We start from the raw sequence: 26,420 nt of genomic DNA, 5'->3' as shown, positions 1-26,420 counted from the left end.
AAGCACGCTGGTCGATGCATTCGTTAACCAGCTTCATTGCATAGTTATAACCAGCATCAACACAAAATCAGCCAGAGCCGCGAACAACTGCAGCGGCAGGCCGGCAAGAACGCGGGTCTGACCGTAAAAACGGCCAATAACACGGATAGCGCCCGCCAGGGGCAGGAATCCGCTTGCACGCGAGCCAAAGGGATACAACATGAGCCAGAAAACGCAGTGGGGCCACTTACGCACACGCATCGTCCTGGTTGCCGGAGCAGCCATTTTTATCGGCTTTGCCGTCATGGTCGGGTTGCTGGTCAAAATGAGTTACGACCGCGCCGAAGAAGCAGGTTTTGAACTGGCGCGAGAGCAAGCCGTCAGTTACGCCCAAACCGTACAAAACCAGCTCGACCGCACCTTCTTGTTGCCACGCCATCTGGCGCGCGCGGTGAGTGGCATCAAGGCCATCGGCAAAACCGACCGCAAACTGGTCGACACCGTCATTTTGCGCATGCTGGACGACGCACCCGGCGTAACCGGTTTGTGGATGGTGTGGGAGCCCAACGCGTTTGACGGCAATGATGATGCCTTCCGGCTGGACTGGCCCAAGCAAGACCCGAGCGGCCGTTACACGCCCTACATGACCCGTGGCAAAGATGGCAAAGCCACGGTCGACACCATGATGGAATCCTCGCGCATCAAGGACTTCCCCAAATATCACGATCACCCGGAAACCTACGTCCCGGATTACGAAAAACCAGGCTGGGGTGATTTCTATTACGTCCCCAAACAACGCCAGCGCGACACCATTACCGAGCCATTCCCTTATGAAGTGGCCAACGCCAAAGTGCTGGAAAGCTCGCTGGTATCGGTCATCAAGGACGACAGCGGCAAGTTCCTCGGCGTTGCTGCGGCAGATTTGACGCTGGATGATCTGCAAAAGCAGTTATCCACGCTGCATCCGTATGACACCGGCTACGTCACGCTGTTATCTGAAGGCGGCCTGTATGTGGCGGCCAAAGACGCCAGCCTGTTAGGCAAACCGGTGGCAAGCGGCACGCCACTGGCCGACGCTGTGGGCAAGATCAAAAGCGGAGAAGACTTTCAACTGGAAGGCAAGGAATACACCCATTTCTTTCACGCCATCAAAATTGGCGACACCGGCCAGTATTGGTCGTTGGGCGTGAGCGTGCCAACTGCGGCGATCACCGCGCCTGCCGTGCGTTTGCGCAATATTGCAATTGCCATCGCCGTGGTGTCGCTGGTGGTGATTTTGCTGGTGATTTACGCCGTGGTCAGCGCCCTCACCCGTCCATTGATCCGGCTGGCTGGCACCATGGAAGGGCTGGCCTCGGGTAAAGGCGATTTGACCGCGCGCATTGCCATTACCAACCGCGATGAAATTGGCCAGACCGCCGATGCGTTCAACCGCTTTATCGCCAGTTTGCACAGCATGTTTGTCGAAGTGCGCCAGCAAAGCCAGGCGGTAACGCAATCAGCCAGCCAGTTGGCCAGTTCTGCCGAGTCGGTCAAAGGTTCGTCCCAGCAACAGTCCGAAGCCTCCAGTGCAACTGCCGCCGGAGTGGAACAAGTCACGGTCAGCATTCAGCACATTGCCGACACCGCCAATCAGGCGGAAGACCTGGCGCGCGAAACCGGCCAGCTCACCGAAAACAGCACGCAAACCGTCCAGCAAGTGGCGACCAGTATTGCCGGGGTAACGCAGACCATGCATGCGCTGACCGAGCGTATGAGTCAGTTGGGCGCACGCTCACAAGAAGTCAGCACCATCGTCAAAGTGATTACCGACATCGCCGAGCAGACCAATTTGCTGGCCCTGAACGCAGCCATTGAGGCCGCCCGCGCTGGCGAAATGGGTCGTGGGTTTGCGGTGGTGGCCGATGAAGTCCGCAAACTGGCCGCCCGTACTGGCGAGGCTACGCATGAGATCACACGCATCGTGCACGCCATTCGCCAGGATACCCAAGACGCCATTACCGACGTCGCCCACACGCGGGATCAGGTAGTGGGCAGTGTGAGTGTGACGGACGAAGCCAACAGCACCATGGGCCAGGTCCGCAGCCATACCGGCGAACTGGTTACCCGTATGGTGGATATCGCTGCCGCCACGCGCGAGCAGTCGTCGGCCAGTCTGGATATCGCCCGCAATGTGGAACGCATCAGCACCATGGCGCAAAGCAACGGCCATGTGGTGGGCGAAATGGCGGCCGCCGTGCAGCAACTGAATACGCTGGCGGCCAATCTGGAACGGCTGGTAGGCAATTTCCGGTTGTGAAGCGAGCCCGATGCATCGGGAGAAGGCAGAGAAGTGGTTCGCCAGGGTGGATTGCAACGCAAATTCACCCTGCGCCCGCCCTACGACGTATTTGCCGGTTCAGATCCGGATCAACACCGCACCGATACTCACCAGCGCGCACGCCAGCAGGCGTCGCATGGTGAGTTTTTCCTGCATGAACAGCCAGCCCATCGCCACGGCAAAAATCGAACTGAGTTCGCGCAGCGCTGACACCATGCCCATTGGCAGGTATTGCAGCGCGTTAATCACAATGCCGTAGGCCGTTAGTGATACCAATCCCGCGGCCATGCCTTTGGCCGCCATGACTCGCTGCCCGAACAGGCCATTCCAGCCACCGCGCAAGCGGTATACCGTCAGCAGTAACGGAATGCTCCACAGCAAGTACACCCATGCGATATAGCTAAACGCATTGCCAGCCAGGCGCACGCCCATGCCATCGACCACGGTGTAACCGGCAATGAACACGCCGGTCAGTAATGCAGCGGGCACGCTCTGGGCAGAAAAGCGCAAGCCGTTTTTGAAAGATAACGAAATGATGCCGACCGACACCAGGCCGATGCCGCCCAGCGCCAGCGGGTGCAACGATTCGCCCGCGAAAAGAAACGCTCCGCCAGCGATCAGCAACGGTGAAAGGCCCCGGGCAATCGGATAAATCTGCCCGAAATCACCTGAGCGGTAGGCCTTGATCAAGGCAAAGGCGTAGGCAAATTGGAGCAAGGTGGAAGCCGCTATATACGGCCAACTCGCCTGCGCAGGCAGTGGCAGCACCGTAACGGCAATGCCGGAAATCACTGCATAGGGCACCGCCATCATGCCCCATTGCCACAGCCGGTCTGCGCTTAGATGCAGTAGGGCGTTCCAGCTGGCATGCAAAATGGCCGAGAACAAGACCAGGGCAACAAACAGGTTTTCCATTTTTTTTCTATGAATCATGGGCTGAGGGCTGGCGGGATAGTGAGTATGCGGTTGCCATCGCAGCCTGAACAAGTGGATAAGCGCAGATGGGTGGATTACGCCGACAAAAAAGCCAGCCGGGCTTTGGGGCCGGGCTGGCTGGTGCCGCGCGAGAGAATCTCAGGCGGGTGTGCTGCTATCGTCCTGGTCTTGCGCTTCGTCTTTCTTTTTTTCCAGCATTTCTTCCAGCGCACCGGCGCCTTTGAAGCCGGCAACTGCAGCAATGCCTTTGGTCAGCAAACCCGCATCCGGGTCCACTTTTTCAGTAGCTTCAACTGCAGCCACCGCACCGGCGATTTCACCAATCGTATCCAGAATACCCATGATCAAATTCCTCTTAGTCGGTAAGCGACTCAACGAATAAATGACAAATTGATAATGTCCGTCAGTTTTTTGACAAAAATCCGACAGGTCTTGGATGAAACGTCTGGTTTTGATCTACGGTTGACTTTGCGTCGATATTACCCCGATGTCATGACGACACCAGCAGCAGCCGTCTGACGGCCAGATAGCGGCATTCAGGCACGTGAGGGTCTAGAAATCCACTTTGCCGCGCATGGCTTTGATTTGCCCGCGCTGTACTTTTTGATCGGTACGTTTACGTTTGGCGCTGCGGCTGGGCTTGGTGGCAAAACGGGCTTTTTGCACCACACCGGCGTCATGAATCAGGCTTTGCAGCCGGGCAATGGCGGACACACGATTCATTTCCTGGCTGCGATGTTCCTGCGCCTTGATGATCACCACGCCTTCCTGGGTAATCAGATGGTGGCTCATTGCCAGCAGCGCCGTTTTGTAGCGCTCCGGCAAGCTGGAAGCATTGATATCAAAGCGCAGGTGAATTGCGGTGGACGTCTTGTTGACGTTCTGCCCGCCCGCGCCTTGGGCCCGGATGGCGGTCAAGGTGAATTCGTCGAATGAAATCGCCACGCGCGCGGTGATTTCCAGCATTTCAACGGCCATGATTACTTGCTGGCGTCATCAATCTGTTTACGCGTGGCATCGTCTTGTTGCTGCACCGTTTGCTCTACCCCTTTGGCCGCGTCGAGCGCCTTGCGCGCTTCAGGCGCGATTTTGGGTGCGTCTGGTGACGGGCCACAAGCGGCAAGCAGACACAGTGCTACGCCAGCGATCAATCCAGCTCGAAGTACACTCATTTCACATTGTCCTGGTGGGTGATTGATCTGGCCAGCGCCAACGCTGGATTCTGCTGCCAGATCAATTGGATCAAATATCGAGCCGCCATCGTACGGACAAACGTGCCAGCGTCAAAGCTGCTTGGCGGTAAACGTATTGCATTCGTCCACACTGCCACTATCAAAGCCTTTACGGAACCAGCGCTGGCGCTGATCGGACGTGCCGTGAGTAAACGAATCCGGGGTGACATTGCGCCCGGCATTGCGCTGCAATGTATCGTCGCCAATGGCGTTGGCCGCGACCAAGGCTTGATCCATGTCCTGACCATTCACCAGTTGCCGCTGCTCCGCATCGTGGCCCCACACACCAGCAAAACAATCGGCCTGCAACTCCAGCCGCACTGATAACGCGTTCGCCTGCGCCTTGCTCACCTGCCGTTCGCGCTGGCTGACTTTTTCCGAGATACCCAACAGATTCTGCACGTGATGGCCGACCTCGTGTGCCACTACGTAGGCTTCGGCAAATTCACCGGGCGCGCCAAAACGGTTGCGTAATTCGTCAAAAAAACCGCGATCGATATACAGTTTTTGGTCAGTCGGGCAATAAAACGGGCCAACAGCCGAACTGGTCTGGCCACAACCAGACGCAACTGAACCTTGAAACAACACCAGCGTGGGCGCCGTGTATGTGCGCCCGGACGCTTTGAATATCCGCCCCCAGGTATCTTCGGTATCGCCCAGCACCTTTTTGACCATCAACTTGTTGGGATCGTTGGCGTTGGCAGTTGTGGTTGCCGGGGTTTGCGGGCGCTGCTGCTGCACTTGCGGCGCGCCACCGCCAGACAATTGCGAGATCAGCCCGAGCATTTCCATGGGGCTTTTGCCAAACAGCAAGCCGACCACTACCACCACCACAATCCCGCCTACTCCCAAGCGCAGTCCGCCTCCACCAAATCCCCCGCCACCGCCGCCGCCACTTTGACCTTCGCGGTCGTCCACGTTCTGGCTTTCGCGCATGTCGTTCCAACGCATGATTTGCTCCTGTGCGATTTTCTTATTGGGTATTGAACCGGGGTATCCGGCGCAATTAGTGGTCGAACGAATTGCCGAACGAATCGACCTGAAGTCTCGGTTGAGCATAGTGGCTGCGCTGTACCAATGCGAGGCAGCGGTCACCTTTGCCCGGCAAACGGCGCGCGATGTTAACGCAAAGCCGCCACAGTTTCTGTGGGATGTTTCTGGTTTTGCCTTGGGCATTCTCGAAAGCCTTGATAGCCGCAGCACTCACCGGCCTGCTAGCATGCGCACTCGCTAAAGAGGTGTTCCATGTTATCCGGCCGGGGCGTTGCCCTATCAGTTACCGCTTCTGTCATCTTCGCCACCATTGGCTGGTTTGCCGCCTTGTTGCGCCCACTGGATGGCATGGGCATTGTGGCGTGGCGCGTCGTCTGGACGGTGCCCGCGATGGCGGTGGCATTGGTGTTGTTGGGGCAGACGGGTCGTTTTCGGGCGCTATGCATGCGTTTGCGCACCGAACCCAGACTATGGCTGGTGCTGCCAGTCACCGCTTCCCTGCTGTTTATCCAGCAATGGATCTTCATGTGGGCACCGCAAGTGGGCCGCCTGATGGAGGTTTCGCTCGGCTATTTTCTGCTGCCGCTGGTGATGGTGCTGACCGGATTCCTGTTTTATCACGAACGACCCAGCCGTTTGCAGTGGCTGGCGGTGGCCTGCGCCATGGTCGGCGTGGCGCATGAAATCTGGCTGACCCAGGCGTTTTCATGGGTCACCCTGGTGACTTCTGTCGGCTATCCGCCCTACTTGATGCTGCGACGCTGGATCAAACTGGACCCGGTCGCAGGCTTCTTGCTGGAAATCCTGTTTATCCTGCCGTTTGTGGCGTTTTATCTGTTTACCCATCATCCGGCGACCCAAGCACTTAGCGTTAAACCCATGCTGTGGGCAATGCTGCCCTTGCTGGGCATCATGAGCGCGGCGGCATTTGCGCTGTATCTGGCCGCCAGCAAATTGCTGCCCATGGGCGTGCTGGGGATTCTGGGTTACGTCGAACCCGCCCTGCTGTTTTTTATCTCCATCCTGTTTTTGGGCGAGCCATTCACCATGGCGGGTCTGGGCACCTACGTGCCGATCTGGCTGGCAGTGCTGCTCACTTGCGGCCACAGCGTGCTCACCTTGCAGCGGCAACGCACAGCCGCTCAGTAATATCCGTCCGGGCGAATCGCCCACAATAGCGGGCCAGCCGCTAACATGGTGGCATAACCGTCTTGTGGATTTGCCATGAAACACCTTGTTGCCTGTGGCTTGCTGGTGCTGGCCAGCGCCGTTGCTCACGCGGACCCACGCTATAACTGGGATTGCCGCGACGCACAGCAGCACCCCGCTCCGGGCAAAACCATCGTGCCTATCCTGGCTCCCGGACAGCGCCATTTCATCTTGTCCGAAGGGGCTGCGACTCGCCAATTGATCGGCGTAACCAGCGCTGGCAATTGCAGCACAGCGACATTAGTGATCGGGAGCAACCGCTATCAATGCGTTTTGGGCTTTGCGGTGGATGGTAGCGGGCGTAATGGCAAAAAAGTGGACAGAACTGAATGCGCGAACAAAGGCAGTTAGCAAGGGTTACTGAGCGTTAAACCACGGCATTCGCAAAAATCTCATCGCGCAAAAAATCCGCAATCGCATCCGTATCATTCTTGCCTATCACCCGTGCCGCTTGTTCGCGCACTGGTGCCTCAGCATTACCCATCGCCACGCCCAATCCCACCCCTTGCAGCATCGACAAATCATTGTAGTTATCGCCAAACGCCACCACTTCGGCTGGCGTAATACCCTGAGTGGCGATCCACTCCAGCAACAACGCCCCTTTGCTGTTACCTGCGCTGGCGACATCCACGCGGTTATGGCCAGAACGCTCACACGCCAGACCAAGCTCTGCTTCGACTTGGGCAATGAATGGTTCGATTTTGCCGTCACTCACGCTCGATACCGCGTATTTCCAGACCAGATCAGCCGCGCGCAGCAATGATTCAAAATCCGTTACTTGCACCATATTTGGCCGTACTTCGGCGGGCAGCGCTTCGGCCCAATGCAGCAGGTGCGTGAGATGCGGTTCCAGCGTTTCGTAGGCTTGAGCGTCCCGCAGATACAGCAACGCGTGGACATCATGCAGGCGAATCAATCCCAAGAGCGCAGTGGCCTCGGCCTTGGTCAGTGGCTTGGCAAACAGCGCTTCGCCACGGGCGAAATCCCAGGCGTAGGTGCCGTTGCAAGCCAGCAGCGGCGTATCCAGATTGAGTTGATGATGATACGGCCACGCCATGATGTGATGCCGCCCGGTGACCATCACCACCTTGTAACCCAGCTCGCGCGCAGTCTGAATGGCGGCGATGGAAGCCGGGCGGATTTGCAGATCGTTGCCCAGCAAAGTGCCATCCAGATCAAACGCCAGCAGTCGATAGGTCACAAGTAAAACTCCATGCCGTTATCAGGGACATCTACGTCAATATGCGGCCAGTCCATATTGGGATTCTGGTACGGGTAAAGCGGCTCGCCGCTGGTCTTGCGAAACTCGCTCGGGCTGACGCCGACCCGTTTGCGGAACACGCGAGAGAAATACAACTGGTCTTCATAACCTACGGTGCCAGCAATGCGCGCAATCGGCGTGCGCGTGCTGTGCAGCAGGTGTTTGGCCAGAATAATGCGTTGGTCTTCACGCCAGCGCAGGATGTTCACGCCAATCTGGTCGCGGAACAAATGTGCCAGCCGCGATGGCGACAAGCACACATGCCGGGCAATTTCATCCAGCCCGATCTCCTGCCCCAGATTGCGGGTGATGTACTGGCAAGCTTCCTGCACGCGGTTATCCAGCGGTTTGGGCAGGTTTTCCGGCGAGATTTCGTAAGCGCGAATCAACAAGCGCTCCAGCAGATTGATCGCCAGTTCTTCACTGGTCACCCGACCTTCACGATGAGTGCGGTCAATTTGCTGGAATAACTCATCAAACTCGGCGTATAGCGTTTTGTCTGGCAGGCACAAGCGCCCGACGTTGCGGATCTGGTCTTGCCATTTGAGCCAAGGTGCCCAGTAGGCGCGTGGCCGAAAGTAAATCCAGCGGTGATACCAGTTGGGGCTGCTCGGCGCGCGGCCGTAGTAATGCACGGTTTCGGGCGAGAACATCAGCATGTCGCCGGGGTTCACAAAGAATGCGTCGTCGCCATCAAACACCTTGCCCTGCCCGGCCACAGTGAGATTGATGATGAAACCCTGCATGCCTTTGGGCCGATCAATGATGAAATCCAGCGGGCCGTTTTCGATGATCGGCGTGATGCCAGCCACCAGATACAAGTTGAACGAATACCCCGGCATGAGCGGGTCAAGGCTTTGCTTCTCTGCCGGTTTTTCCAGATGTTGTGGTTGCATCGGGCGAGCCTGTTTTTGTGGCGGCAAGCGCTGCCATTCTCTGATTTGATCGAATCACCGTTGTGGCACGGTGGCCCGGCTTCGTGACGCGCCCGCTTGCGCTGTCTGGATTGTTATTTCGTCTATTTGCGGTAACACAGCCCGGCGGCCAGAACGCGAACCAGAATACAAAGGCTCTGGCCTGCCGGGCTGCGTCAGATCAACTGCAACCGGTGAAGCAAACAACGCATCAGACGCGAGACCTGGATTTTTGTTTGTAGCGGTCAAAAATCACCGCCGCCAGCAAGATCAGACCACGCACCACATATTGGGCAAACGGCGAGATATTCAGCAGATTCATGGCGTTTTCTACGGTGCCCAGAATCAGCACGCCAGCCACCACATAGCTGATCTTGCCCACGCCGCCTTTGAGCGAAACACCACCCAGCACGCAAGCCGAGATCACTGTCAGTTCCAGCCCCAGCGACGTCATCGGCTGACCGGAAGTCATACGCGAAGCAAGCACCACACCGGCAAAGGCGGAGATCACGCCAGACAAGGTAAAGATGGCGATCTTGTTGCGCACCACGTTCACACCTGCCAGTCGCGCAGCTTCTTCGTTGCCGCCAATCGACAGCGTGTTGCGGCCAAACAGCGTGCGGCGCATGACGAAGCCAAACACGGCAAAGCAGGCGATGGTGATCCACACCGGCGCCGGCAGGCCAAGCCAGTTGGTATTGCCCAGAGTAAAGAAGCTTTCTTCCGAAACGCCCACCGCTTTGCCGTCGGAGATGATGTACGCCATACCACGGGCGATCTGCATGCTGGCCAGCGTGGTAATTAGGGCGTTGATGCCCAACCACGCCACGATAATGCCGTTGAGCAAGCCGAACACCAACCCGGTCGCCAGACCTGCCAGAATCCCCATCGTCACGCTGTTGGTCATGTTGATGACCGTGGCACAGGCCACGCCGGCGCACGCCACCACGGACCCGACCGACAGGTCAAAGTCACCGGCAGCCAGGCAGAACAACATGCCGCAGCCCACCATGCCAGCCAGCGACACAGCCAGTCCCAGACCACGCATGTTCTGAAAACTCAGGAAATTGGGCACCAGCGCCGAACATGCAATAAACAGCACCAGGAACACCAGCAACATGCCGTATTTGTCCCACACTTTGGCAAACACGGTGCGGCCAGGCGCCAGGGTAATCTCCGGCACGGCCACGCCAGGACTGACAGGATTAATCGTTGCTTTGGACATTTTGCTTTCCTTTAAACCTTTCAAACCGGTACTTGAATCGGGTTGGCATCCTGCCCGGCGCTGTGGCCTGGCAAGGTTTCGGGCTGACGCAACATGGCCAGCGCCAGCGCTTTTTGTTCTGTGGCGGTGTCGTGATCCAGTTCGCCCACGATATGGCCTTCGCGCATCACGATGATGCGGTCCGCCAAGCCCAGCGCTTCGGGCAAGTCGCTGGAGGCAAACAGAATCGAGATGCCGTGCTCGGCCAGGTCGTATATCACGCGGTAGATTTCGTGCTTGGCGCCCACGTCGATCCCGCGCGTGGGTTCGTCCAGCAGCATCACTTTCATGTCTTCGGATAACCAGCGCCCGAGAATGGCTTTTTGCTGATTGCCACCCGACAAATTCATGATCAATTGTTCGTCGCTGGGGGTTTTGACGTTCAACTCTTTGACCATCTTGGCCGAGTTGCTGCGCTCCCAGCTTTCGTTCACCAGGCAGCCGGCGCGCACGGTGCCACGGCGGGCGCTGATATTGATGTTGTCGCGCACCGAATGCACCGGCACGATGCCTTCTGCTTTACGGTCTTCAGGGCATAGCATGATGCCAGCGGCAATCGCGTCACCCGGGCGGCGAATTTTCACCGGCTGGCCGTCAAGCAGCACCTGGCCGCTGAACACCGGCGAACCGCCGAAAATCCCTTTCATCAACTCGGAACGCCCTGCCCCCACCAAACCAAACAGGCCGACGATTTCACCGCGTTTGACATTGAGCGACGCGGGCGCGCGCAGGCCCGGCGCCAGCAGGTCACGCACTTCCAACCGCACTTCGCCATGTTCGCGTGGGCGATAACCGTAGATGTCGCCGATGTCGCGCCCAACCATGGCTTGTACCAGTTGGTCGTGCGTCACGTTGGCCATGTCCTTCCAGGTGTTTACGTAGCGGCCGTCTTTGAAAATGGTGACCGCGTCGCACATGCGGAAGATTTCTTCCATGCGGTGCGAGACGTACAGAATTACCCGGCCTTCGGCCTTGAGTTCGTTGATGACGCGGAACAGTTGTTCGATTTCACGCGCCGAGAGCGAACTGGTCGGCTCATCAAACGCAATGATCTTGGCGTTGCGGGTCAGCGCCTTGGCGATTTCCACCATCTGCCATTGCGCAATCGACAAGTGCCGCAACGGGGTCGCGGGGTCGATATCCATGCCCAGATAGCGCAGTTTTTCTGCCGCCATGGCATGCAGCCGTTGCTGGTCCACCACACCAAAGCGATGCGGCAGCTGGCCCAGATAAATGTTTTCTGCCACCGACATATCCGGTGCCAGATGCAATTCTTGATAAATGATCGCCACGCCAGCGCGCAGTGCGTCCATCGCACCATTGAAGGCGACGGGTTGCCCGGCGATTTCCAGATGTCCGCCGCTGGGCTGGTACATGCCGGAAAGAATCTTGAGCAGCGTGGACTTGCCCGCGCCGTTTTCGCCCATCAGCGCGTGGACCGAACCGGGCTCGCAGCCAAAAGAAATATCCTGCAGCGCTTTCACGCCGGGGAACACCTTGCTGATATTGCGAAATACCAGGTATGAATCGGGAAGATCGGTCATGGGACAGCTCTTTTCAAAGAATCAAGGCAAAGTCATTACAAGATGCAAACCCGCGATCCGGCGGACGGGTTGGGTAGATTTGATATTCCGGCCTTTCGGAAACGGCAACCCATCACGGCAACGGTGGATTGCCGCCACGCGGCGAATCCACCCTACGCCAGACAAACCTTTTCATTTCGTCATTCCCGCGCGGGCGGGAACCCAGGCCCGTAGGGTGCGCATTCATGCGCACGCAATATCCGCGTTCGCAGGCAAAGCCCGCAAACCCTACGCCCTGCACCTCACACTTGTTACAGGCCCTTCTTCTTCAGTTCTTCTTTGTAGTTGTCGCGGGTAATCAGCACCACGTCGCTCACTTCAGTGAACTTGGTCGGAGCCTTACCGTTGGCAGTCCACTCATGCAGCATCTTGATGGATTGATAACCGTGTACGTCCGGGCTTGGCAGCAAGGAGCCGTAGAAACCGGTCGCAGCAGACTTGCCCAGTTCGGTCTTGGCATCCACACCGTTGATACCGACACCGATCACGTTGGCCGCCTTGAAGCCCTGGCCTTCGGTAGCGCGCACGCCACCCAGCACGGTGTTGTCGTTCATGCCGATCACCAGCCAGTTCTTCACGTTGGGGTGTTGCACCAGCATGGAGTTGGCTGCATCCAGCGCGCCAGGAATGTCATTGGATTTGGTTGGCACGGTGAAGATCTGGCCTGCCGGGAAACCCGCTGCCTTCAGAGCGTTCATTGAGCCATCAGTACGGCGGCGCGCGGTATCCAGTTCGTTGGCGGTAATCGCCAGTACGGCGGTATCCTTGACGTTCCAGTTCCGCTTTTTCATTTCCTTGTACAGTTCCTGACCCTGACGCTCACCCACTTTGGTGGCGGCCATCATCAGCAGCGGTACTTCGGTCATTGGCTGGCCTTTGGCGTTCACGAACTGGTCATCCACGGTCACCACTTTCAGACCCAGGGAATTGGCCTTGGCCATGATCGCCGGGCCAAGCTTTGGATCAGGCGTACAGATCACGAAGCCCTTGGCGCCGCTGGCAGCCAGGGTATCAATGGCGTTCAGGGTTTTTTCGCCATCAGGTACGGCAATCTTGATGACATCGAAGCCCATATCTTTGCCAGCTTTCTCGGCAAAGGCCCATTCGGTCTGGAACCAGGGCTCTTCTGGCTGCTTGACCAGATAGCCGAGTTTTTCTGCTGCATATGCACTGCCAATCGCGCCGAACATTACACAGCTCAGTGTGAGCAATTTGACCATTTTGTTCATATCAGACTCCGTTATATTTGCGTTTCGCTATGTTTCGTACCTGGAATACCGTACTTACAAACTCCAGCCATCAAGCCTTGCAACGCAGCATTCATTGGGTTGCAGAGTCAAAAACCGGGCTGCAGGCTCAAGCTGGACGGATTATATGGCCGACTATTTCGTAGCGATTCATTCGATACTACACATTAGCTGATAAATCCATGCATTCGGCAAGATTGTTCGGGTTTGTCCATGTCGATTCAACAGGCAAACCACACTAAGGCGATTAGTCCATATTCTCGACCAGCGTTTCCTTATGAGCTGAACCGCCAGCGCCCTATTCTTCGGGAAAACCTGAAATACGACCCCGAAAGGCGCAATCCAACATGTCAGTTGATATATCCATAGGTCTGGACTTTGGTAGTGATTCAGTACGCGCGCTGGCGGTGGATTGCCACAGTGGTGCCGAGCTGGCTACCGAGGTCGCGTACTACCCGCGCTGGTCCAGGGGCGAGTTTTGCAGCCCGACCGACAACCAGTTTCGGCATCACCCGCTCGACTACATCGAATCAATGCAGGCTGCGGTGAAGGGCGTGGTGGCCCAACTCAGCCCGGTGCAACGGCTCGGCATCGTCGGTCTGGGCGTAGACACTACCGGCTCTACACCCGCGCCAATCAACGCGGCGGGCGATGTTCTGGCACTTACGCCTGAATTCGCCGACAACCCCAACGCCATGTTCGTGCTGTGGAAAGACCACACCGCTATTGCCGAAGCTGAAGCCATTACCGCGCTGGCGCAAAGTGGTCCAGAGCGCGGCGTGTATCCGGATTACACACGCTACATCGGCGGGATTTATTCGTCGGAATGGTTCTGGGCCAAGATTTTGCATGTGTCGCGGGCAGACGCTGCGGTCGCCAAAGCGGCGCAAAACTGGATCGAACTGGCCGATTGGGTGCCTGCCTTGCTCAGTGGCACCACCCGCCCCGCCGATATCAAGCGCGGGCGTTGTTCAGCGGGGCATAAATCGCTGTGGCACCCACAATGGGGCGGCTTGCCACTGAAGAGTTTCCTCAAGGAACTCGACCCGCTGCTGGTCGAAGAGCTGGATTACCCGCTGTTTACTGATACCTGGACCGCAGATATTCCAGTTGGCCGCATCACCGCAGAATGGGCGCGCAAACTGGAACTGCCAGAGCACGTCATCATCTCTGGCGGAGCGTTTGACTGCCATATGGGTGCGGTGGGCGCAGGCGCGGGCGAGCATACGCTGGTGAAAGTCATTGGCACTTCCACCTGTGACATCCTGATTGCGGATGACAGCGTAATTGGCGAGCGCGCCGTTGCCGGGATTTGTGGTCAGGTGGATGGCAGCGTCTTGCCAGGCAAGATCGGGCTGGAAGCGGGCCAATCGGCATTTGGCGATATGTACGCCTGGTTTGGCAACCTGTTGTCGTGGCCGCTGCAACTGGCCGCCAAGCAACAGCCCGAACTGGCAGAACCACTGGCCAAAGTGCAATCCACCTTGCTGCCCGCACTGACCGAAGCCTGGGCCGCACAACAGAATCTGGATCATCTGCCGCTGGTGCTGGACTGGTTCAACGGCCGCCGCACGCCATTTGCCAACCAGCGCCTCAAGGGTGTGGTCAGTGGCGTCAATCTGGGCACCGATGCACCGGCCCTGTTTGGCGGTTTTATCGCCTCCACCGCTTTTGGCGCACGGGCGATCATGGAGTGTTTTACGGAGCAGCAAGTCGCGGTAAATAGCGTGCTGACCTTGGGCGGGATTGCCCGCAAATCGCCCACCATCATGCAGGTGTGCGCGGACGTCATGAACCGCAACGTGGATGTGGTCGGCTCGGACCAGTGCTGTGCTCTGGGCGCAGCGATTTTTGGTGCCGTTGCAGCTGGCATTCACCCGGATGTCGCGACAGCGCAAGCGGCAATGGCCAGCAAGATCGAGCGAACCTACACACCCAATCCGCTCAACGTACCCAAATACGAAAAACTGTATCAACGCTATCTGCAATGGGGCGCGGCCACCGAGCCGCTATATGCCCCAGCCGCCGGGGAGGCCTGAGATGGATCGCCTCACCGCACTCAAACAACAAGTTCTGCAAGCCAATCTGGCGCTGCCCAAGCATGGCCTGGTGACGTTTACCTGGGGCAATGTCAGCGGTATTGATCGCGAGCTTGGCCTGGTGGCGATCAAGCCCAGCGGCGTGAGTTATGACGCCATGACGGTGGATGACATTGTGATGCTGGACCTGGCGGGCAATCGCATTGAAGGCAGTTTGCGCCCGTCATCCGACACCCCTACGCACCTGGCGCTGTACAACCGCTATCCGCTGATTGGCGGCATTGTGCACACGCACTCCACCCATGCCACCTCCTGGGCGCAAGCCTGCCGGGAAATTCCAGCGCTGGGCACCACGCATGCCGATTATTTCTACGGCGCGATTCGCTGCACCCGGCCGCTCACCCCGGCGGAGATTGAACAAGCCTACGAGGCCAATACCGGCAGCGTCATTATCGAGACCATTGGCGACGGCGATGTAATGGCCATTCCTGGCATTCTGGTCAGCGAACACGCGCCGTTTGCCTGGGGCAAAGACGCCAATGCCGCCGTACATAACGCCGTGGTGCTGGAAGAAGTCGCCCGCATGGCGCTGTTCACGCTGATGCTGAACGCCAGCCAGCACGCCATTCCGGATCACCTGCTGGACAAACACTATCTGCGCAAACACGGCGCCGGTGCGTATTACGGCCAGAGCAAAACCGAAGCCACACCAGCAACCGACGCGCCAGTAACCCCGGCTCCCGAACAACTCCCCCGGCGCGCTGCCTGACGCCACCGTTTATCTTCAAGGAAACATGTAATGGAATTCTTCAAAGAACTGGAAGTCTGGTTTGTCGTCGGCAGCCAGCATTTGTATGGCAAGAAAACTCTGGCAGAAGTGGCCGCCAATGCCGAGCGCATCGTTAAAGGCTTGAACGCAGAAGGCAATCTGCCGATCAAGCTGGTACTCAAAGACACAGTGACCTCGCAAGAAGGCATTCTGCAAATCTGCCGCGATGCCAATTACGCCAAAAACTGTATCGGTATGGTGACGTGGCTGCACACTTTCAGCCCAGCCAAGATGTGGATCGCCGGTTTGTCGGTGCTCGAAAAACCAATGATGCAACTACACACCCAGTTCAACTCCGTGGTGCCATGGAACACCATGGACATGGACTTCATGAACCTGAACCAGACCGCCCACGGCGGCCGCGAATTCGGTTTTATCGGCGCACGCATGCGCAAGCAATACAACGTCGTGGTTGGCCACTGGCAAGACCCGACGGTCGCCGCCAAGCTGGGCGACTGGATACGCGTTGCCGCTGCAGTGTACGACAGCAAGAACCTGAAAGTGGCCCGCTTTGGCGACAACATGCGTGAAGTGGCGGTGACTGAGGGTGACAAGGTTGCGGCGCAAATCCAGTTTGGCTACGCGGTGCACGCCTATGGTCTGGGCGATCTGGTCAAATCGGTCGAAGCCGTCACCGAAGAAGAACTGAACGCGCTGATCGCGGAATATGAATCCAGCTACACCTTGTCTGACGCGGTCAAAAACAGCGGCGACAAGCGCCAGCATCTGCTGGATGCCGCGCGCATTGAACTGGGTATCAAGCACTTCCTGGATAAAGGTGGTTTCCATGCCTTTACCACCACCTTTGAAAACCTCTACGGCCTGACACAACTGCCGGGCCTGGCGGTGCAACGTCTGATGCAACAAGGCTATGGCTTTGGTGCCGAAGGCGACTGGAAAACCGCCGCGCTGCTGCGTGCACTCAAGGTGATGGGCGCAGGTCAACCCGGTGGCGCCTCGTTCATGGAGGACTACACTTACGACTTCACACCTGGCAACGAACTGGTGATTGGCGCGCACATGCTGGAAGTGTGCCCATCCATTGCCAAAGAAGAAAAACCGCTGCTGGACGTGCAACCGTTGTCCATCGGCAAAAAAGCCGATCCGGCACGCCTGGTGTTCAGCGCCAAACCTGGTCCGGCCATCAACGTCACGCTGATCGACATGGGCAACCGCTTCCGCCTGATTGCCAGCGATCTGGAAACCGTGGAACAACCCAAGCCGCTGCCCGCCCTGCCCGTCGCCCGCGCCGTGTGGAAAGCATTGCCAGACCTGGCCACCTCTGCTGCCGCCTGGATCTACGCCGGTGGCGCGCACCACGCCGTGTATACGCAAGCAGTGTCGCAAGAACAATTGCGCCTGTTTGCCGAAATCACCGGCATTGAGTATCTGCAGATCGGTGCCAAGACCGAGATTGGCGCATTCAAGAACGAACTGAAGTGGAACGAAGTCTTTTTCAATCTGTGCAAATAAGCGGGTTTTAGCGTGATCTGCAGGGTGGGTTCATCCCGTCACATCGGGATATCGGACATCAACAATCCGCTCTGCATCATTCAGTACCCGCTGCAAAGCACGCCACAAGAGCATCAAGGACCAGCCGGGAACCGCGTTGCCAGGCTGGTCTGGCTGTAGCACTGGCAACGCGTCATTCGCAAATTGTCTGAAAGCCGATTGCGCTTTCGCAGTGATCAACAGCCTGCCCGGGCTCGAACATCCAACGGGGACTACCGGCAGTCACAGGCTGTGCCGCCTGCCGTTCAAAGCTGTTGATCACTGCTCCTTTCTTGTCCGCCGCGACTGACTCTCTCCCGTCCCCCCCCAAAAAAACAGCACCCGCAGGTGCTGTCTGATCGTCACGTCCAATCCTGTCCAGCCACGTGATATCACACGGCCATTTCCGGCTGCGCAATCCGCGTGCGCGCATCGCCTTTGGCATCGAATAAATGCATGGCATGGGCGGGCAAGGTAAATGGCAAAACATCGCCGACTTTGACATCTTCCCGCGCCGTTTTGGCAATAAACGACTGGCCACTGAGCGCGGTTTCCAGGTGCAGATAGGTGTGTTCTCCCAGCGGCTCCACGTGTACCACCTTGCCACTCAACGCGCCGCTGCCCACCTGGATATGTTCCGGGCGAATGCCCAACGTCACCTTGGTGCCCACGCCCAAACCGCCGCCTTCTACTGCCGCAGACAATTCCTGCCCGGCAACGGTGACTTCCACGCTGGACAGATTGATGCCGCGCACCACGCCTTCCATAAAATTCATCGAGGGCGAACCAATAAACGCGGCGACAAACAGATTGGCCGGATGGTGGTACAGCTCAAGCGGATGCCCCACCTGCGCGATGCTGGGCAAGTCATCCTTGCCCGACAGCGGGCGTAGCAGCACGATTTTGTCGCCCAAAGTCATGGCTTCGACCTGATCATGCGTCACGTAGATCATGCTGACGTCCGGTAAATCCTGGTGCAGCTTGGCAATGCCCACGCGGGTTTTCACGCGCAGTGCGGCATCCAGATTCGACAGCGGCTCGTCGAACAAAAACACCTTGGGTTTACGCACGATGGCGCGGCCAATGGCGACGCGCTGGCGTTGCCCACCAGACAACTCTTTGGGTTTGCGCTTGAGCAGATTGGTCAGGTTAAGCGCCTGCGCAGCCGTGGTCAGGCGCTGTTCGATCTCGCCTTCGGGCAACTTCAGATGGCGCAAACCAAAGGCCATGTTCTCTTCCACGGTCATATGCGGATACAGCGCATAACTCTGGAACACCATGGCGATATCGCGCTTGGCGGGCAATACATCGTTCACCCGCACATCGCCAATAAAAATGTCGCCACCGCTGGGTGCCTCCAGCCCGGCAATAATCCGCAACAGCGTGGATTTGCCGCAGCCGGACGGCCCGATAAATACGCAGAATTCACCGTGTTTGATATCCAGATCCACATCCGCCAACACCGCGGTATCACCAAAGCGTTTTTGCAGACCTTTTAGCTGGATATGGCTCATGCTGTTTGTCCTTGAAGTGACGCGTTCGCGGGCACCGAGGCGAAGCAGGCTTGCAACGGTGCCAGTTCGATCTGACCATTGCTGATCTGGCCGGTGAAGCCGTGGCCGATCAAGTCCGTTGCTTGCACGCCTGCAGGCAAAGCGTAGCTGGCTGGCTTGTCTGACAAATTGAGCGCACACAGCAGGCGTTCATCGCCCGCTTGCCGCACAAAGGCCAGTACTTGTTCATGCGCAGGCAGCAAGGTCAGATTGCCTTGGCATAGCGCCCCCTGAGTCTTGCGCCAGGCAATAAAGCGGCGGTAATCGTTGAGCACCGATTGCGCGTCGGCCTGCTGGTCACTCGCCACTCGATGAGTGTGATCCTCGCCCAGCGGCAGCCACGGCTTGCCGGTGGTGAAACCCAGATTGGCCGAGTGATCCCACGGCATTGGCGTACGACAACCGTCGCGGCCTTTGAACTCGGGCCACATGGTGATGCCGTATGGATCTTGCAGCAGTTCAAATGGCACATCGACGTCGGTCAGCCCCAGCTCTTCGCCTTCATAAATACACACAGCGCCTGGCAACGACAGCAAGAACGCTGCCAGCAAATGCGCGCGTTGGCGTTCATCGCCACCCAACGCGGCCCAGCGCGACACCAGCCGTGGCACATCATGATTGCCCAGTGACCAGCAGACATAGGCATTGCCAGCGTCACGCAAATATTCGGCCAGCACGCCATGCAGATAAGTCGGTTTGCACATATCAGTCAGCAGCGCGAACACATACGCCATGTGCAGGCGGTTATTGCCCTCGGTGTAGCTGGCCAGCGTTTCGTATTGATGATCGTCGCCAATTTCACCAATGGTGGTGATGTCGTCGTACTGGTCCGTCAATGCGCGCAGGCGTTGCAGGAACAACAGATTCTCTGGCTGCGTTTTGTCGTACACATGCTGCTGGCGGGTGTACGGATTGACCATGGGCGCGGTGTTGGAGATGGTGCTGCGCGGCATTGGCGGGTTGTTGCGTAGTTGCTGATCGTGCACGTAGAAATTGACCGTATCCAGCCGGAAACCGTCGACACCTCGATCCAGCCAGAACTTTGCGACATCCAGCAGCGCGTCTTGTACCGCCGGGCAATGGAAGTTCAGATCGGGCTGGCTGGTCAGAAAGTTGTGCATGTAATACTGCTGGCGGCGGGTATCCCATTGCCACGCCGAACCACCAAAAATCGACAGCCAGTTATTGGGCGGCGTGCCGTCTTCTTTGGCCTCTGCCCACACATACCAATCGGCATGCGCATTATCGTGGCTACTACGGCTGTCTTTGAACCAGGGGTGTTGATCGGAGGTATGACTCAGCACCAGATCAATCAACACTTTCAGACCCAGGCTGTGCGCTTTGGCCACCAGTTGGTCGAAGTCGGCCAGCGTGCCGAAGATGGGATCGACATCGCAGTAATTGGATACGTCGTAGCCAAAATCCAGCATCGGACTGGTGAAGAACGGCGACAGCCACACCGCTTGCGCGCCCAGATTGGCAATGTGATCCATACGGGGCGTTACGCCCGGCAAGTCACCAATGCCATCGCCGTTGCTGTCTTGAAAACTGCGTGGGTAAACCTGATAAATGACCGCACCGCGCCACCAGTTGGTTGCGGTTTGGGACAATGTTGCTTGAGACATGTTGTTTTCTCCTGGTAGCTGCGTTTTTGCTGTTTGGTCCGTCACTACTGAATCTTGAGTGCCTGCGGATACGGCACTTTTGTAGCCCGGGTTCGCGTAGCAATCCGGGGTGGCCATATCCACGCATTCAGATGTCTGTGGATTGTTGATGCCTCGCAACCGCGGATTCTCACTTCGTTTCATCCGGGCTACGGGAATGCATTACATGCTTTGAAGTCGAAACCCGAAGGTCGGTAGCACTCGCCCTACCCCTTCACCGCCCCCGCCGTCAGCCCGCTCACAATGTGCCGCTGGAAAATCAACACCAGCGCAATCAACGGCACAGTCACGATCACCGAAGCTGCCATCAGCAATCCCCACGGCAATTCGAAACTGCTGCCGCCCGAGATCAATGCAATCGCCACCGGCACCGTGCGTTCTTCGTTGGACAAGGTAAACGTCAGCGCAAACAGAAACTCATTCCACGCCGCAATAAAGGCCAACAAACCGGTTGCCACCAACGCGGGCCATAACAGCGGCAAAAAGATACGGAAGATCAGCGTAAAGATGCCAACGCCATCCATCACCGCGGCTTCTTCAATTTCTTTGGGTAGATCGCGCATGAACGTCACCAGCACCCACACGGTAAACGGCAACGTAAAGATCAGATCGGCCAGCATCAGCGCCCACAGGCTGTCGTACAAGCCCAGCGTGCGGATCAGCTCGAACAGGCCAGACAACAGCGCCACTTGCGGGAACATCGAGACGCTCAAAATGCACATCATCAAAGTACCGCGACCACGAAACGACACGCGGCCCAATGCATAGGCGGCCAGCATGGATAACAGCAGCGAGAACACCACCACGCCCGTCGCGACGAACAGCGAATTGGATAAATTGGCGCCAAATGACTGCTCTTTGAAAATGGCAATGTAGTTGGCCAGTGAAGGATGCGCGGGCCACAGCGAGGTGGAAAACAAGGCGCTACCGTTTTTTAGGGACGAGACAATGGCGTAGTAAAACGGGAACAACGAAAAGAACAGCACCAGCGCCGAAGCCAGATAGAACCCCAGCACCATCAATGGATTTTTCTTCATGCTGCGTTCTCCATGCGGCGGCGGGTGCCCACCATGTAAATCGTGGTGGATAGCGCAATGATCAGGAACAACAGCGTGGCCGAGGCAGAGCCGTAACCCACTTGCTGGAAGTCGATCAGTTGTTCACGCACGTAAACCGACATGCTCTTGGTGACGTGGCTGTTGGAGGTCATCACGTAGATCAGATCGAACACGCGCAAGGCATCGAGCGTGCGGAAAATCATCGCCACCAGAATGCCGGGCATGATCAGCGGCAAGGTGATGTAGCGGAACACGCGCCAGCGCGGCACGCCGTCAACTTTGGCGGCTTCGTAACAGTCTTCGGGCACCAGTTGCAGCGCGGCCAGAATCAGCAAGGCCATGAATGGCGTGGTTTTCCAGACATCAACCATGATGATGGTCGGGAAAGCCAGATGCGGATCAGCAGTAAAAGCCAATGGTGTCGAGATCAAATGCATGCTTTGCAGCGCGGCGTTAACGACACCAAACTGGTCATTGAGCATCCACGACCACATCTTGGCCGAAACAACCGTTGGAATCGCCCACGGCACCAGCACAGCAGCGCGCAAAAGCGCCTGAATACGCGATGGTGTATTGAGCAGCAGAGCCACGCCCAGACCCAGCAGGCTTTCCAGGACGACCGAGATAATGGCGAAGAACAGCGTATTGGATACCGAATGCCACCACTCGCCATCCCGCAATACGCCCGCTTCGCCGATATAGTTGGCCAGGCCGACAAACTCGCGGGCGCTCATGTCGGACAACTGGGCGTTGGTCAGACTGAACCAGATGGTGCGCAGCAACGGCCAGCCAGCAATGGCCGCCAACACGATCACCGTGGGCAGCACCAGCCAGTAAGCTTGCCGCCGTCGGGCACGGGCGATGAGCGAATCATCCATAGGTCACCTGTGAAGAGAGAGGTGTGCCCCGATAAATCGGGATAAATGGAGTGAGGGGTCACCTCCCCGTCATCAGCATGGCAGTGCCGATCACGGGAACGCTGAAATCGCCGTGTGCAAGGCTTGGGCGCTGACCACAGCGTGCGATACACACTGCAGCCTTTCCCTCACCTCTCACACTTCGCCCCTCACCGCACGCTGGGCGTGCTTACTTCCAGGGGCCCATATGCTTGAGCGACGCATCCAGACGGCCCAGTGCGTCGGTCGCATTGGAGTTGCCGGACAGCACGTCGTGGGTAGCATTCCAGAACTGGTTGCTAACCTGGTTGTACTTGGATGCGGTGACTGAAGAAGGCCGTGCCACAGCACTGGTAAAGGTGCTGAACAGGTCGCCCATGAACGGGTTGGCCTTAAGCACATCCGGATCTTTGTAGAGTGACGCAATGGTCGGGTTATAACCGTTGCTCACCGCGCGCATCTTCTGCACTTCCGGGCTGGTCAGATACATCACCAGATCGGCCGCGAGTTTGGCGTTCTTGGAGTACTTGGAAACGGCCAGTTGCCAGCCACCTAGTGCTGCGGCGTTGCGGCCATTGGCGCCACCCTTAGGCAGAGCCATCACACCGACCTTGCCCTTGACCGGGCTTTCGTCTTTTTGCGACAGCGCCCAGGCGTATGGCCAGTTGCGCATAAACACAGAGTTACCCGACTGGAACACGCCGCGGGCTTCTTCTTCACCGTAGTTCAGCACAGCTTTCGGCGAGATGGTGCCAACCCATTTTGCCGCGCTATCAATGGCTTTGATTGCTTGCGGGTTGTTGATGGATACCTTGCCGTTTGGCTCAACGATATTGCCGCCGCCGTAGCTGGACACCCATTCCACGGCGTCGCAAGTCAGGCCTTCATAAGCACGACCTTGCCACACGTAACCCCACATCTTGTCGTTACCGGCAGCGCGTTCGCCGTCCTGGATTTTTTTGGCGTCAGCAGCCATGTCATCCCAGGTAACGGGCGGTTTGAGGTTGTATTTTTCCAGCAAATCCTTGCGGTAGTACAACAGGCCAGCATCGGTAAACCAGGGCATCGCCATCAGTTTGCCGTTGACCGTATTGTTGGCAATCATGCTGGGGAAATGCTCTTTTTCCGCGCCTTTGGAATAAGGCTTCAGATCGACCAGATGGCTGGCCAGCAAACCAGGCCACACCACGTCAATCTGCAGAATGTCGATTTTGTCCGAACCGCTGCCCAGAATCTGCTGGTACAGCGCCAGGCGCTCGTTGGAATCGTTAGGCGGTGTAACCACCAGCACTTCGTTGCCGGTTTTCTTGGCCCACTCATTCACGGATGTCTTGCACAGCTCCAGCTCACCGCCGGTAGAACCACAAGCAATACGCAGCAGCGCGGCGTTAGCACCGCCAGCAGCCAGCAACGTCGCCAACGCAATCAAGCTCAACTTGGTCTTCATGGTGACTCCTCGTCTCGGTTTCGATGTGTTTCTTGGTTTGAACGAACCGCAGCCATTGAACCGTGTGCTTGTTAACCGGAAATTTCGATATTGCGGGTTTTGTTAACAATTGAAACATTGGCGGCATCCATGGGCGGGATGCCCGACGACCACCGTGCGGTCGGACTGACCGTGAACCGTGAGGATAGCCTAGTGATCGATCAAACCATCGGACCTCATGACGTTAAGGATGTCCATTGAGCCCAACAGGCTGACATGATGAGTATCGCTGTAGAGTGATTTATAACCGTCCCTGAAATTACAATAGTGGCCCGTGCAAAAATAGGAAGCCGGGTCGAAGATCAACATCTTTGGATTCTCACTCTTGACCTTCAACACCTCGCCTACGTATTCCTTTCGGGCTTGTTCATTTTCTTCTTTGGTAATTGAACACTCTCTGGACAAGCCAGAGTCCGAGGCCAACCTGAAGGAATAAGGGAGTTTCTGCAGGCAAAACCTCGGATCAATCTTCAAATGGGGAACATCAATAAAGTACACAACCCTCTTCCCCAACTTCAGGAGTTCATTTACGAGAAAATCATTTCCGGCGATAAAGGCCTCATCGCTGGATATGTGCTTGCCGTGCAGATAGTAAGAAAACCTCGCGTCCTGCCCATCAACATGGTAGTTAACCAGAACAACTACTTTTATCGAGTCTATTTTTTTTGCTGCATTTAATACTTCGTTGGCAATACCCGTGCAGGTGTTGCCAAAAGAATTTTTAAACGAGGGAATGTAAGTTAAATTTGGATACAAAGGGCAGGAATATCCGGATATCAACACGGAATTCAAATCAAACTGTTTGCCATATATGGAAGAATAAAGTGCCATAGCATGGCTATCGCCTGCGAACATGATTTGCGGACTCTTTGAGTTAGCCACGCAAACTTCCTCTGGCAAAGCGGACAGTCCCAGCAGGTCCCGGCAGCTACTGTCGGAGCTATGAATCGCCAAAAATGTGACGGGCTTTCCGAAGACCATCAGATCCCTGCTGCTATAAGGAAGACGGCCTTCAAACCCTTTACTGAAACTACCCAATGAGCCAAATACAATCAAACTCACACTTAAAACAATTCCATAGGTAAAAATTGTTTTACGTTTGACTCTTTGCTTGTTCCTGAAAGGCGCTTCAACAAACCGCCATCCAAAATAAGCGAGGAAAAATGAGATGCAAGTAAGGAATAACATCACGCCAGCACTGGGCCTGTCTAGAAAAATATATCTGGCAAACGCAAATATGGGTTGATGCCAGAGATAGGCGCTATAACTGATCAAGCCAATCCCGACAAACAAAGGGGTTCCCAATATCTTGCCAGCCCAAGTCTTTGGTGTGCTGTACAAGATGATAAGCGCGGCACCCACTGTGGGTACAAGCGTATATATGCTCGGAAAAGGAGTGGTCTTGTCGAAATAGAATATTGAAAACACAATAAGAGCCAGCCCTGCCAGGCTCCCGACATGGCTGACGAACGTTTCATTTGTTTCATTGGCTGCGTTTTTGGGACGGGCCAGATAGAATGCAACGAACGCTCCAACCAACAGCTCCCAACCTCTGCTTGGCAGCAAATAAAAAGCAGCCACTGGCTGCTTGAAAACATAAATTTGCGCCAGAACCAAACTGACAACAAACACAAGAGACAAAAGAATTAGAATATTACGTTTACCCAAACCCCAGGTTAACAGAAGAAAAACGGGAAAAAAAACGTAGAACTGTTCTTCTACGGCCAAGCTCCAGGTGTGCAGTAACGGGTTTAGTTCTGCGGCCGGGTCAAAATACCCGCCGGTAAAACCGAAAAAAATGTTGGATGAAAAAGTGGAGACTGCAATCAGGCTTTGAGAAAACTTTTTCATGTCTGGTGGAAAAAGCCACAACCACGCAAACGGAATACAAGTGAAAAGCACAAGAAACAGAGCTGGCAAGATGCGCCTGGCTCTGCGTTCATAGAATTTGATGATGGAAAAACTTTTGGTATCGAGCTCGGCGATGATAATGGTGGTAATAAGATAACCACTAATAACAAAGAATATATCAACTCCGATGAAGCCACCGCTGAAAAACTGAAAACCTGCGTGAAAAAGGATGACTGGAACAACGGCTAGCGCTCTAAGTCCGTCTATTTCCCGCCTATATTTCATATCGAAATTCTCCGGTGGAATCTGTATTCGGAATGAAATAAAACTGCTGATCTTGCAATTAACCGGTTAGCAAAAATCCATATTCAATACTCATTGTTGCACCCATGATCCGGCAGCTGGCAGGGCCGCACCCAACACAGGTGTAAACTACACACATCGTTGTAAATATCCCTGGAACAATATAGCGGGCTCGTTTCGGACTCTTGGCAATGCTTGTAGCTCCTCTTGCCCGGAACGTGGGACCCGTTCTCGCGACACAAGCAAAAATGCATCAATAAGCCCAAGCGTCCAATGCAGTATTGGAAAAATTTCCGCTTTCCGCCATGTCAT

General features: G+C 56.4%; 23 protein-coding genes. 7 read left to right on the top strand and 16 right to left on the bottom strand.

What is annotated here, in order from left to right:
• Window positions 1-199: 199 nt before the first annotated feature.
• Entirely contained in the window at window positions 200-2,278 is a 2,079-nt protein-coding gene (locus N7220_RS17410; protein WP_283148791.1) for a methyl-accepting chemotaxis protein, read from the top strand.
• A gap of 99 nt (window positions 2,279-2,377) precedes the next feature.
• On the opposite strand, the gene N7220_RS17405 is transcribed toward N7220_RS17410, so the two are convergent.
• The 5 genes from N7220_RS17405 to ypfJ form a co-directional block, all read right to left on the bottom strand.
• Window positions 2,378-3,214 carry a DMT family transporter gene (locus N7220_RS17405; RefSeq protein ID WP_283148790.1) on the bottom strand — a complete coding sequence of 279 codons (837 nt, stop codon included), beginning with the start codon at window positions 3,212-3,214 and terminating at the stop codon, window positions 2,378-2,380.
• A gap of 159 nt (window positions 3,215-3,373) precedes the next feature.
• Window positions 3,374-3,577, bottom strand: coding sequence for a hypothetical protein (locus N7220_RS17400; RefSeq protein WP_283148789.1), 204 nt, complete (start codon window positions 3,575-3,577; stop codon window positions 3,374-3,376).
• Between the two features lie 210 nt (window positions 3,578-3,787).
• Window positions 3,788-4,213, bottom strand: coding sequence for an alternative ribosome rescue aminoacyl-tRNA hydrolase ArfB (gene arfB, locus N7220_RS17395; RefSeq protein ID WP_283148788.1), 426 nt, complete (start codon window positions 4,211-4,213; stop codon window positions 3,788-3,790).
• Window positions 4,214-4,215: 2 nt separating this feature from the next.
• Window positions 4,216-4,407, bottom strand: coding sequence for a hypothetical protein (locus N7220_RS17390; protein WP_283148787.1), 192 nt, complete (start codon window positions 4,405-4,407; stop codon window positions 4,216-4,218).
• Window positions 4,408-4,518: 111 nt separating this feature from the next.
• A complete protein-coding gene (gene ypfJ, locus N7220_RS17385; protein ID WP_283148786.1) occupies window positions 4,519-5,418 on the bottom strand; it encodes a KPN_02809 family neutral zinc metallopeptidase in 900 nt (299 codons plus the stop codon).
• Here ypfJ and N7220_RS17380 point away from each other — a divergent pair.
• The 3 genes from N7220_RS17380 to N7220_RS17370 all read left to right on the top strand — a co-directional run bounded on the left by N7220_RS17380 (window position 5,402) and on the right by N7220_RS17370 (window position 7,020).
• The gene (locus N7220_RS17380; protein WP_283148785.1) at window positions 5,402-5,701 is read left to right on the top strand and encodes a hypothetical protein; all 300 of its coding nucleotides are present in this window, start codon (window positions 5,402-5,404) and stop codon (window positions 5,699-5,701) included. The two genes, ypfJ and N7220_RS17380, sit on opposite strands and share 17 nt — an antisense overlap.
• An 11-nt stretch (window positions 5,702-5,712) precedes the next feature.
• On the top strand, window positions 5,713-6,609 hold the full coding sequence (rarD, locus tag N7220_RS17375) for an EamA family transporter RarD (RefSeq protein WP_283148784.1): 897 nt from the start codon (window positions 5,713-5,715) through the stop codon (window positions 6,607-6,609).
• Window positions 6,610-6,684: 75 nt separating this feature from the next.
• Window positions 6,685-7,020 (top strand): hypothetical protein, encoded by a 336-nt coding sequence (locus N7220_RS17370; RefSeq protein WP_283148783.1) that lies wholly within the window; start codon window positions 6,685-6,687, stop codon window positions 7,018-7,020.
• A 16-nt stretch (window positions 7,021-7,036) separates the two neighbouring features.
• On the opposite strand, the gene N7220_RS17365 is transcribed toward N7220_RS17370, so the two are convergent.
• The 5 genes from N7220_RS17365 to N7220_RS17345 form a co-directional block, all read right to left on the bottom strand.
• Window positions 7,037-7,870: a pyridoxal phosphatase gene (locus N7220_RS17365; protein WP_283148782.1), complete on the bottom strand. Its 834-nt coding sequence runs from the start codon at window positions 7,868-7,870 to the stop codon at window positions 7,037-7,039.
• A complete protein-coding gene (gene araC, locus N7220_RS17360; RefSeq protein WP_283148781.1) occupies window positions 7,867-8,826 on the bottom strand; it encodes an arabinose operon transcriptional regulator AraC in 960 nt (319 codons plus the stop codon). Before araC ends, N7220_RS17365 begins: the two co-directional genes overlap by 4 nt.
• 229 nt (window positions 8,827-9,055) lie before the next feature.
• Window positions 9,056-10,069: an L-arabinose ABC transporter permease AraH gene (gene araH, locus N7220_RS17355; RefSeq protein ID WP_283148780.1), complete on the bottom strand. Its 1,014-nt coding sequence runs from the start codon at window positions 10,067-10,069 to the stop codon at window positions 9,056-9,058.
• Window positions 10,070-10,089: 20 nt separating this feature from the next.
• Window positions 10,090-11,652, bottom strand: coding sequence for an L-arabinose ABC transporter ATP-binding protein AraG (araG, locus tag N7220_RS17350; RefSeq protein ID WP_283148779.1), 1,563 nt, complete (start codon window positions 11,650-11,652; stop codon window positions 10,090-10,092).
• 290 nt (window positions 11,653-11,942) lie between these two features.
• Window positions 11,943-12,920 (bottom strand): arabinose ABC transporter substrate-binding protein, encoded by a 978-nt coding sequence (locus N7220_RS17345; protein ID WP_283148778.1) that lies wholly within the window; start codon window positions 12,918-12,920, stop codon window positions 11,943-11,945.
• A gap of 365 nt (window positions 12,921-13,285) precedes the next feature.
• Between N7220_RS17345 and N7220_RS17340 the strand changes: the two genes are divergently transcribed.
• Genes N7220_RS17340 through araA form a run of 3 tightly spaced genes read left to right on the top strand, consistent with a single transcriptional unit; the run spans window position 13,286 to window position 17,279 of the window.
• Entirely contained in the window at window positions 13,286-14,977 is a 1,692-nt protein-coding gene (locus N7220_RS17340; protein ID WP_283148777.1) for a ribulokinase, read from the top strand.
• A gap of 1 nt (window position 14,978) precedes the next feature.
• Window positions 14,979-15,746, top strand: a complete 768-nt coding sequence (locus N7220_RS17335; protein WP_283148776.1) for an L-ribulose-5-phosphate 4-epimerase — start codon at window positions 14,979-14,981, stop codon at window positions 15,744-15,746.
• Window positions 15,747-15,776: 30 nt separating this feature from the next.
• Window positions 15,777-17,279 carry an L-arabinose isomerase gene (gene araA / locus N7220_RS17330; protein ID WP_283148775.1) on the top strand — a complete coding sequence of 501 codons (1,503 nt, stop codon included), beginning with the start codon at window positions 15,777-15,779 and terminating at the stop codon, window positions 17,277-17,279.
• A gap of 410 nt (window positions 17,280-17,689) precedes the next feature.
• Here araA and N7220_RS17325 read toward each other — a convergent pair whose 3' ends face one another.
• The 6 genes from N7220_RS17325 to N7220_RS17300 form a co-directional block, all read right to left on the bottom strand.
• Complete coding sequence (locus tag N7220_RS17325) at window positions 17,690-18,811, bottom strand: ABC transporter ATP-binding protein (RefSeq protein WP_283148774.1); 1,122 nt, start codon at window positions 18,809-18,811, stop codon at window positions 17,690-17,692.
• Entirely contained in the window at window positions 18,808-20,475 is a 1,668-nt protein-coding gene (locus N7220_RS17320; RefSeq protein ID WP_283148773.1) for an alpha-glucosidase family protein, read from the bottom strand. Before N7220_RS17320 ends, N7220_RS17325 begins: the two co-directional genes overlap by 4 nt.
• A gap of 245 nt (window positions 20,476-20,720) precedes the next feature.
• Window positions 20,721-21,551 carry a carbohydrate ABC transporter permease gene (locus N7220_RS17315; RefSeq protein WP_283148772.1) on the bottom strand — a complete coding sequence of 277 codons (831 nt, stop codon included), beginning with the start codon at window positions 21,549-21,551 and terminating at the stop codon, window positions 20,721-20,723.
• On the bottom strand, window positions 21,548-22,450 hold the full coding sequence (locus tag N7220_RS17310) for a carbohydrate ABC transporter permease (protein ID WP_283148771.1): 903 nt from the start codon (window positions 22,448-22,450) through the stop codon (window positions 21,548-21,550). Before N7220_RS17310 ends, N7220_RS17315 begins: the two co-directional genes overlap by 4 nt.
• A gap of 208 nt (window positions 22,451-22,658) precedes the next feature.
• The gene (locus N7220_RS17305) at window positions 22,659-23,915 is read right to left on the bottom strand and encodes an ABC transporter substrate-binding protein (protein ID WP_283148770.1); all 1,257 of its coding nucleotides are present in this window, start codon (window positions 23,913-23,915) and stop codon (window positions 22,659-22,661) included.
• Window positions 23,916-24,104: 189 nt separating this feature from the next.
• Window positions 24,105-26,090 carry an acyltransferase family protein gene (locus tag N7220_RS17300; RefSeq protein ID WP_283148769.1) on the bottom strand — a complete coding sequence of 662 codons (1,986 nt, stop codon included), beginning with the start codon at window positions 26,088-26,090 and terminating at the stop codon, window positions 24,105-24,107.
• Window positions 26,091-26,420: the final 330 nt, after the last annotated feature.

Origin of the sequence: Silvimonas soli, assembly GCF_030035605.1 — a bacterium.
Lineage (GTDB): Bacteria > Pseudomonadota > Gammaproteobacteria > Burkholderiales > Chitinibacteraceae > Silvimonas > Silvimonas soli.
This window is presented reverse-complemented; position numbering and strand designations above follow the sequence as displayed.

Bases quoted from the DNA above. Each gene is read 5' to 3' on its own strand.
- N7220_RS17410 (WP_283148791.1), top strand. From the start codon at position 200: ATGAGCCAGAAAACGCAGTGGGGCCACTTACGCACACGCATCGTCCTG.
- N7220_RS17405 (WP_283148790.1), bottom strand. From the start codon at position 3,214: ATGGAAAACCTGTTTGTTGCCCTGGTCTTGTTCTCGGCCATTTTGCAT.
- N7220_RS17400 (WP_283148789.1), bottom strand. From the start codon at position 3,577: ATGGGTATTCTGGATACGATTGGTGAAATCGCCGGTGCGGTGGCTGCA.
- arfB (WP_283148788.1), bottom strand. From the start codon at position 4,213: ATGGCCGTTGAAATGCTGGAAATCACCGCGCGCGTGGCGATTTCATTC.
- N7220_RS17390 (WP_283148787.1), bottom strand. From the start codon at position 4,407: ATGAGTGTACTTCGAGCTGGATTGATCGCTGGCGTAGCACTGTGTCTG.
- N7220_RS17380 (WP_283148785.1), top strand. From the start codon at position 5,402: ATGTCGTTCCAACGCATGATTTGCTCCTGTGCGATTTTCTTATTGGGT.
- ypfJ (WP_283148786.1), bottom strand. From the start codon at position 5,418: ATGCGTTGGAACGACATGCGCGAAAGCCAGAACGTGGACGACCGCGAA.
- rarD (WP_283148784.1), top strand. From the start codon at position 5,713: ATGTTATCCGGCCGGGGCGTTGCCCTATCAGTTACCGCTTCTGTCATC.
- N7220_RS17370 (WP_283148783.1), top strand. From the start codon at position 6,685: ATGAAACACCTTGTTGCCTGTGGCTTGCTGGTGCTGGCCAGCGCCGTT.
- araC (WP_283148781.1), bottom strand. From the start codon at position 8,826: ATGCAACCACAACATCTGGAAAAACCGGCAGAGAAGCAAAGCCTTGAC.
- araH (WP_283148780.1), bottom strand. From the start codon at position 10,069: ATGTCCAAAGCAACGATTAATCCTGTCAGTCCTGGCGTGGCCGTGCCG.
- araG (WP_283148779.1), bottom strand. From the start codon at position 11,652: ATGACCGATCTTCCCGATTCATACCTGGTATTTCGCAATATCAGCAAG.
- N7220_RS17345 (WP_283148778.1), bottom strand. From the start codon at position 12,920: ATGAACAAAATGGTCAAATTGCTCACACTGAGCTGTGTAATGTTCGGC.
- N7220_RS17340 (WP_283148777.1), top strand. From the start codon at position 13,286: ATGTCAGTTGATATATCCATAGGTCTGGACTTTGGTAGTGATTCAGTA.
- N7220_RS17335 (WP_283148776.1), top strand. From the start codon at position 14,979: ATGGATCGCCTCACCGCACTCAAACAACAAGTTCTGCAAGCCAATCTG.
- araA (WP_283148775.1), top strand. From the start codon at position 15,777: ATGGAATTCTTCAAAGAACTGGAAGTCTGGTTTGTCGTCGGCAGCCAG.
- N7220_RS17325 (WP_283148774.1), bottom strand. From the start codon at position 18,811: ATGAGCCATATCCAGCTAAAAGGTCTGCAAAAACGCTTTGGTGATACC.
- N7220_RS17320 (WP_283148773.1), bottom strand. From the start codon at position 20,475: ATGTCTCAAGCAACATTGTCCCAAACCGCAACCAACTGGTGGCGCGGT.
- N7220_RS17315 (WP_283148772.1), bottom strand. From the start codon at position 21,551: ATGAAGAAAAATCCATTGATGGTGCTGGGGTTCTATCTGGCTTCGGCG.
- N7220_RS17310 (WP_283148771.1), bottom strand. From the start codon at position 22,450: ATGGATGATTCGCTCATCGCCCGTGCCCGACGGCGGCAAGCTTACTGG.
- N7220_RS17305 (WP_283148770.1), bottom strand. From the start codon at position 23,915: ATGAAGACCAAGTTGAGCTTGATTGCGTTGGCGACGTTGCTGGCTGCT.
- N7220_RS17300 (WP_283148769.1), bottom strand. From the start codon at position 26,090: ATGAAATATAGGCGGGAAATAGACGGACTTAGAGCGCTAGCCGTTGTT.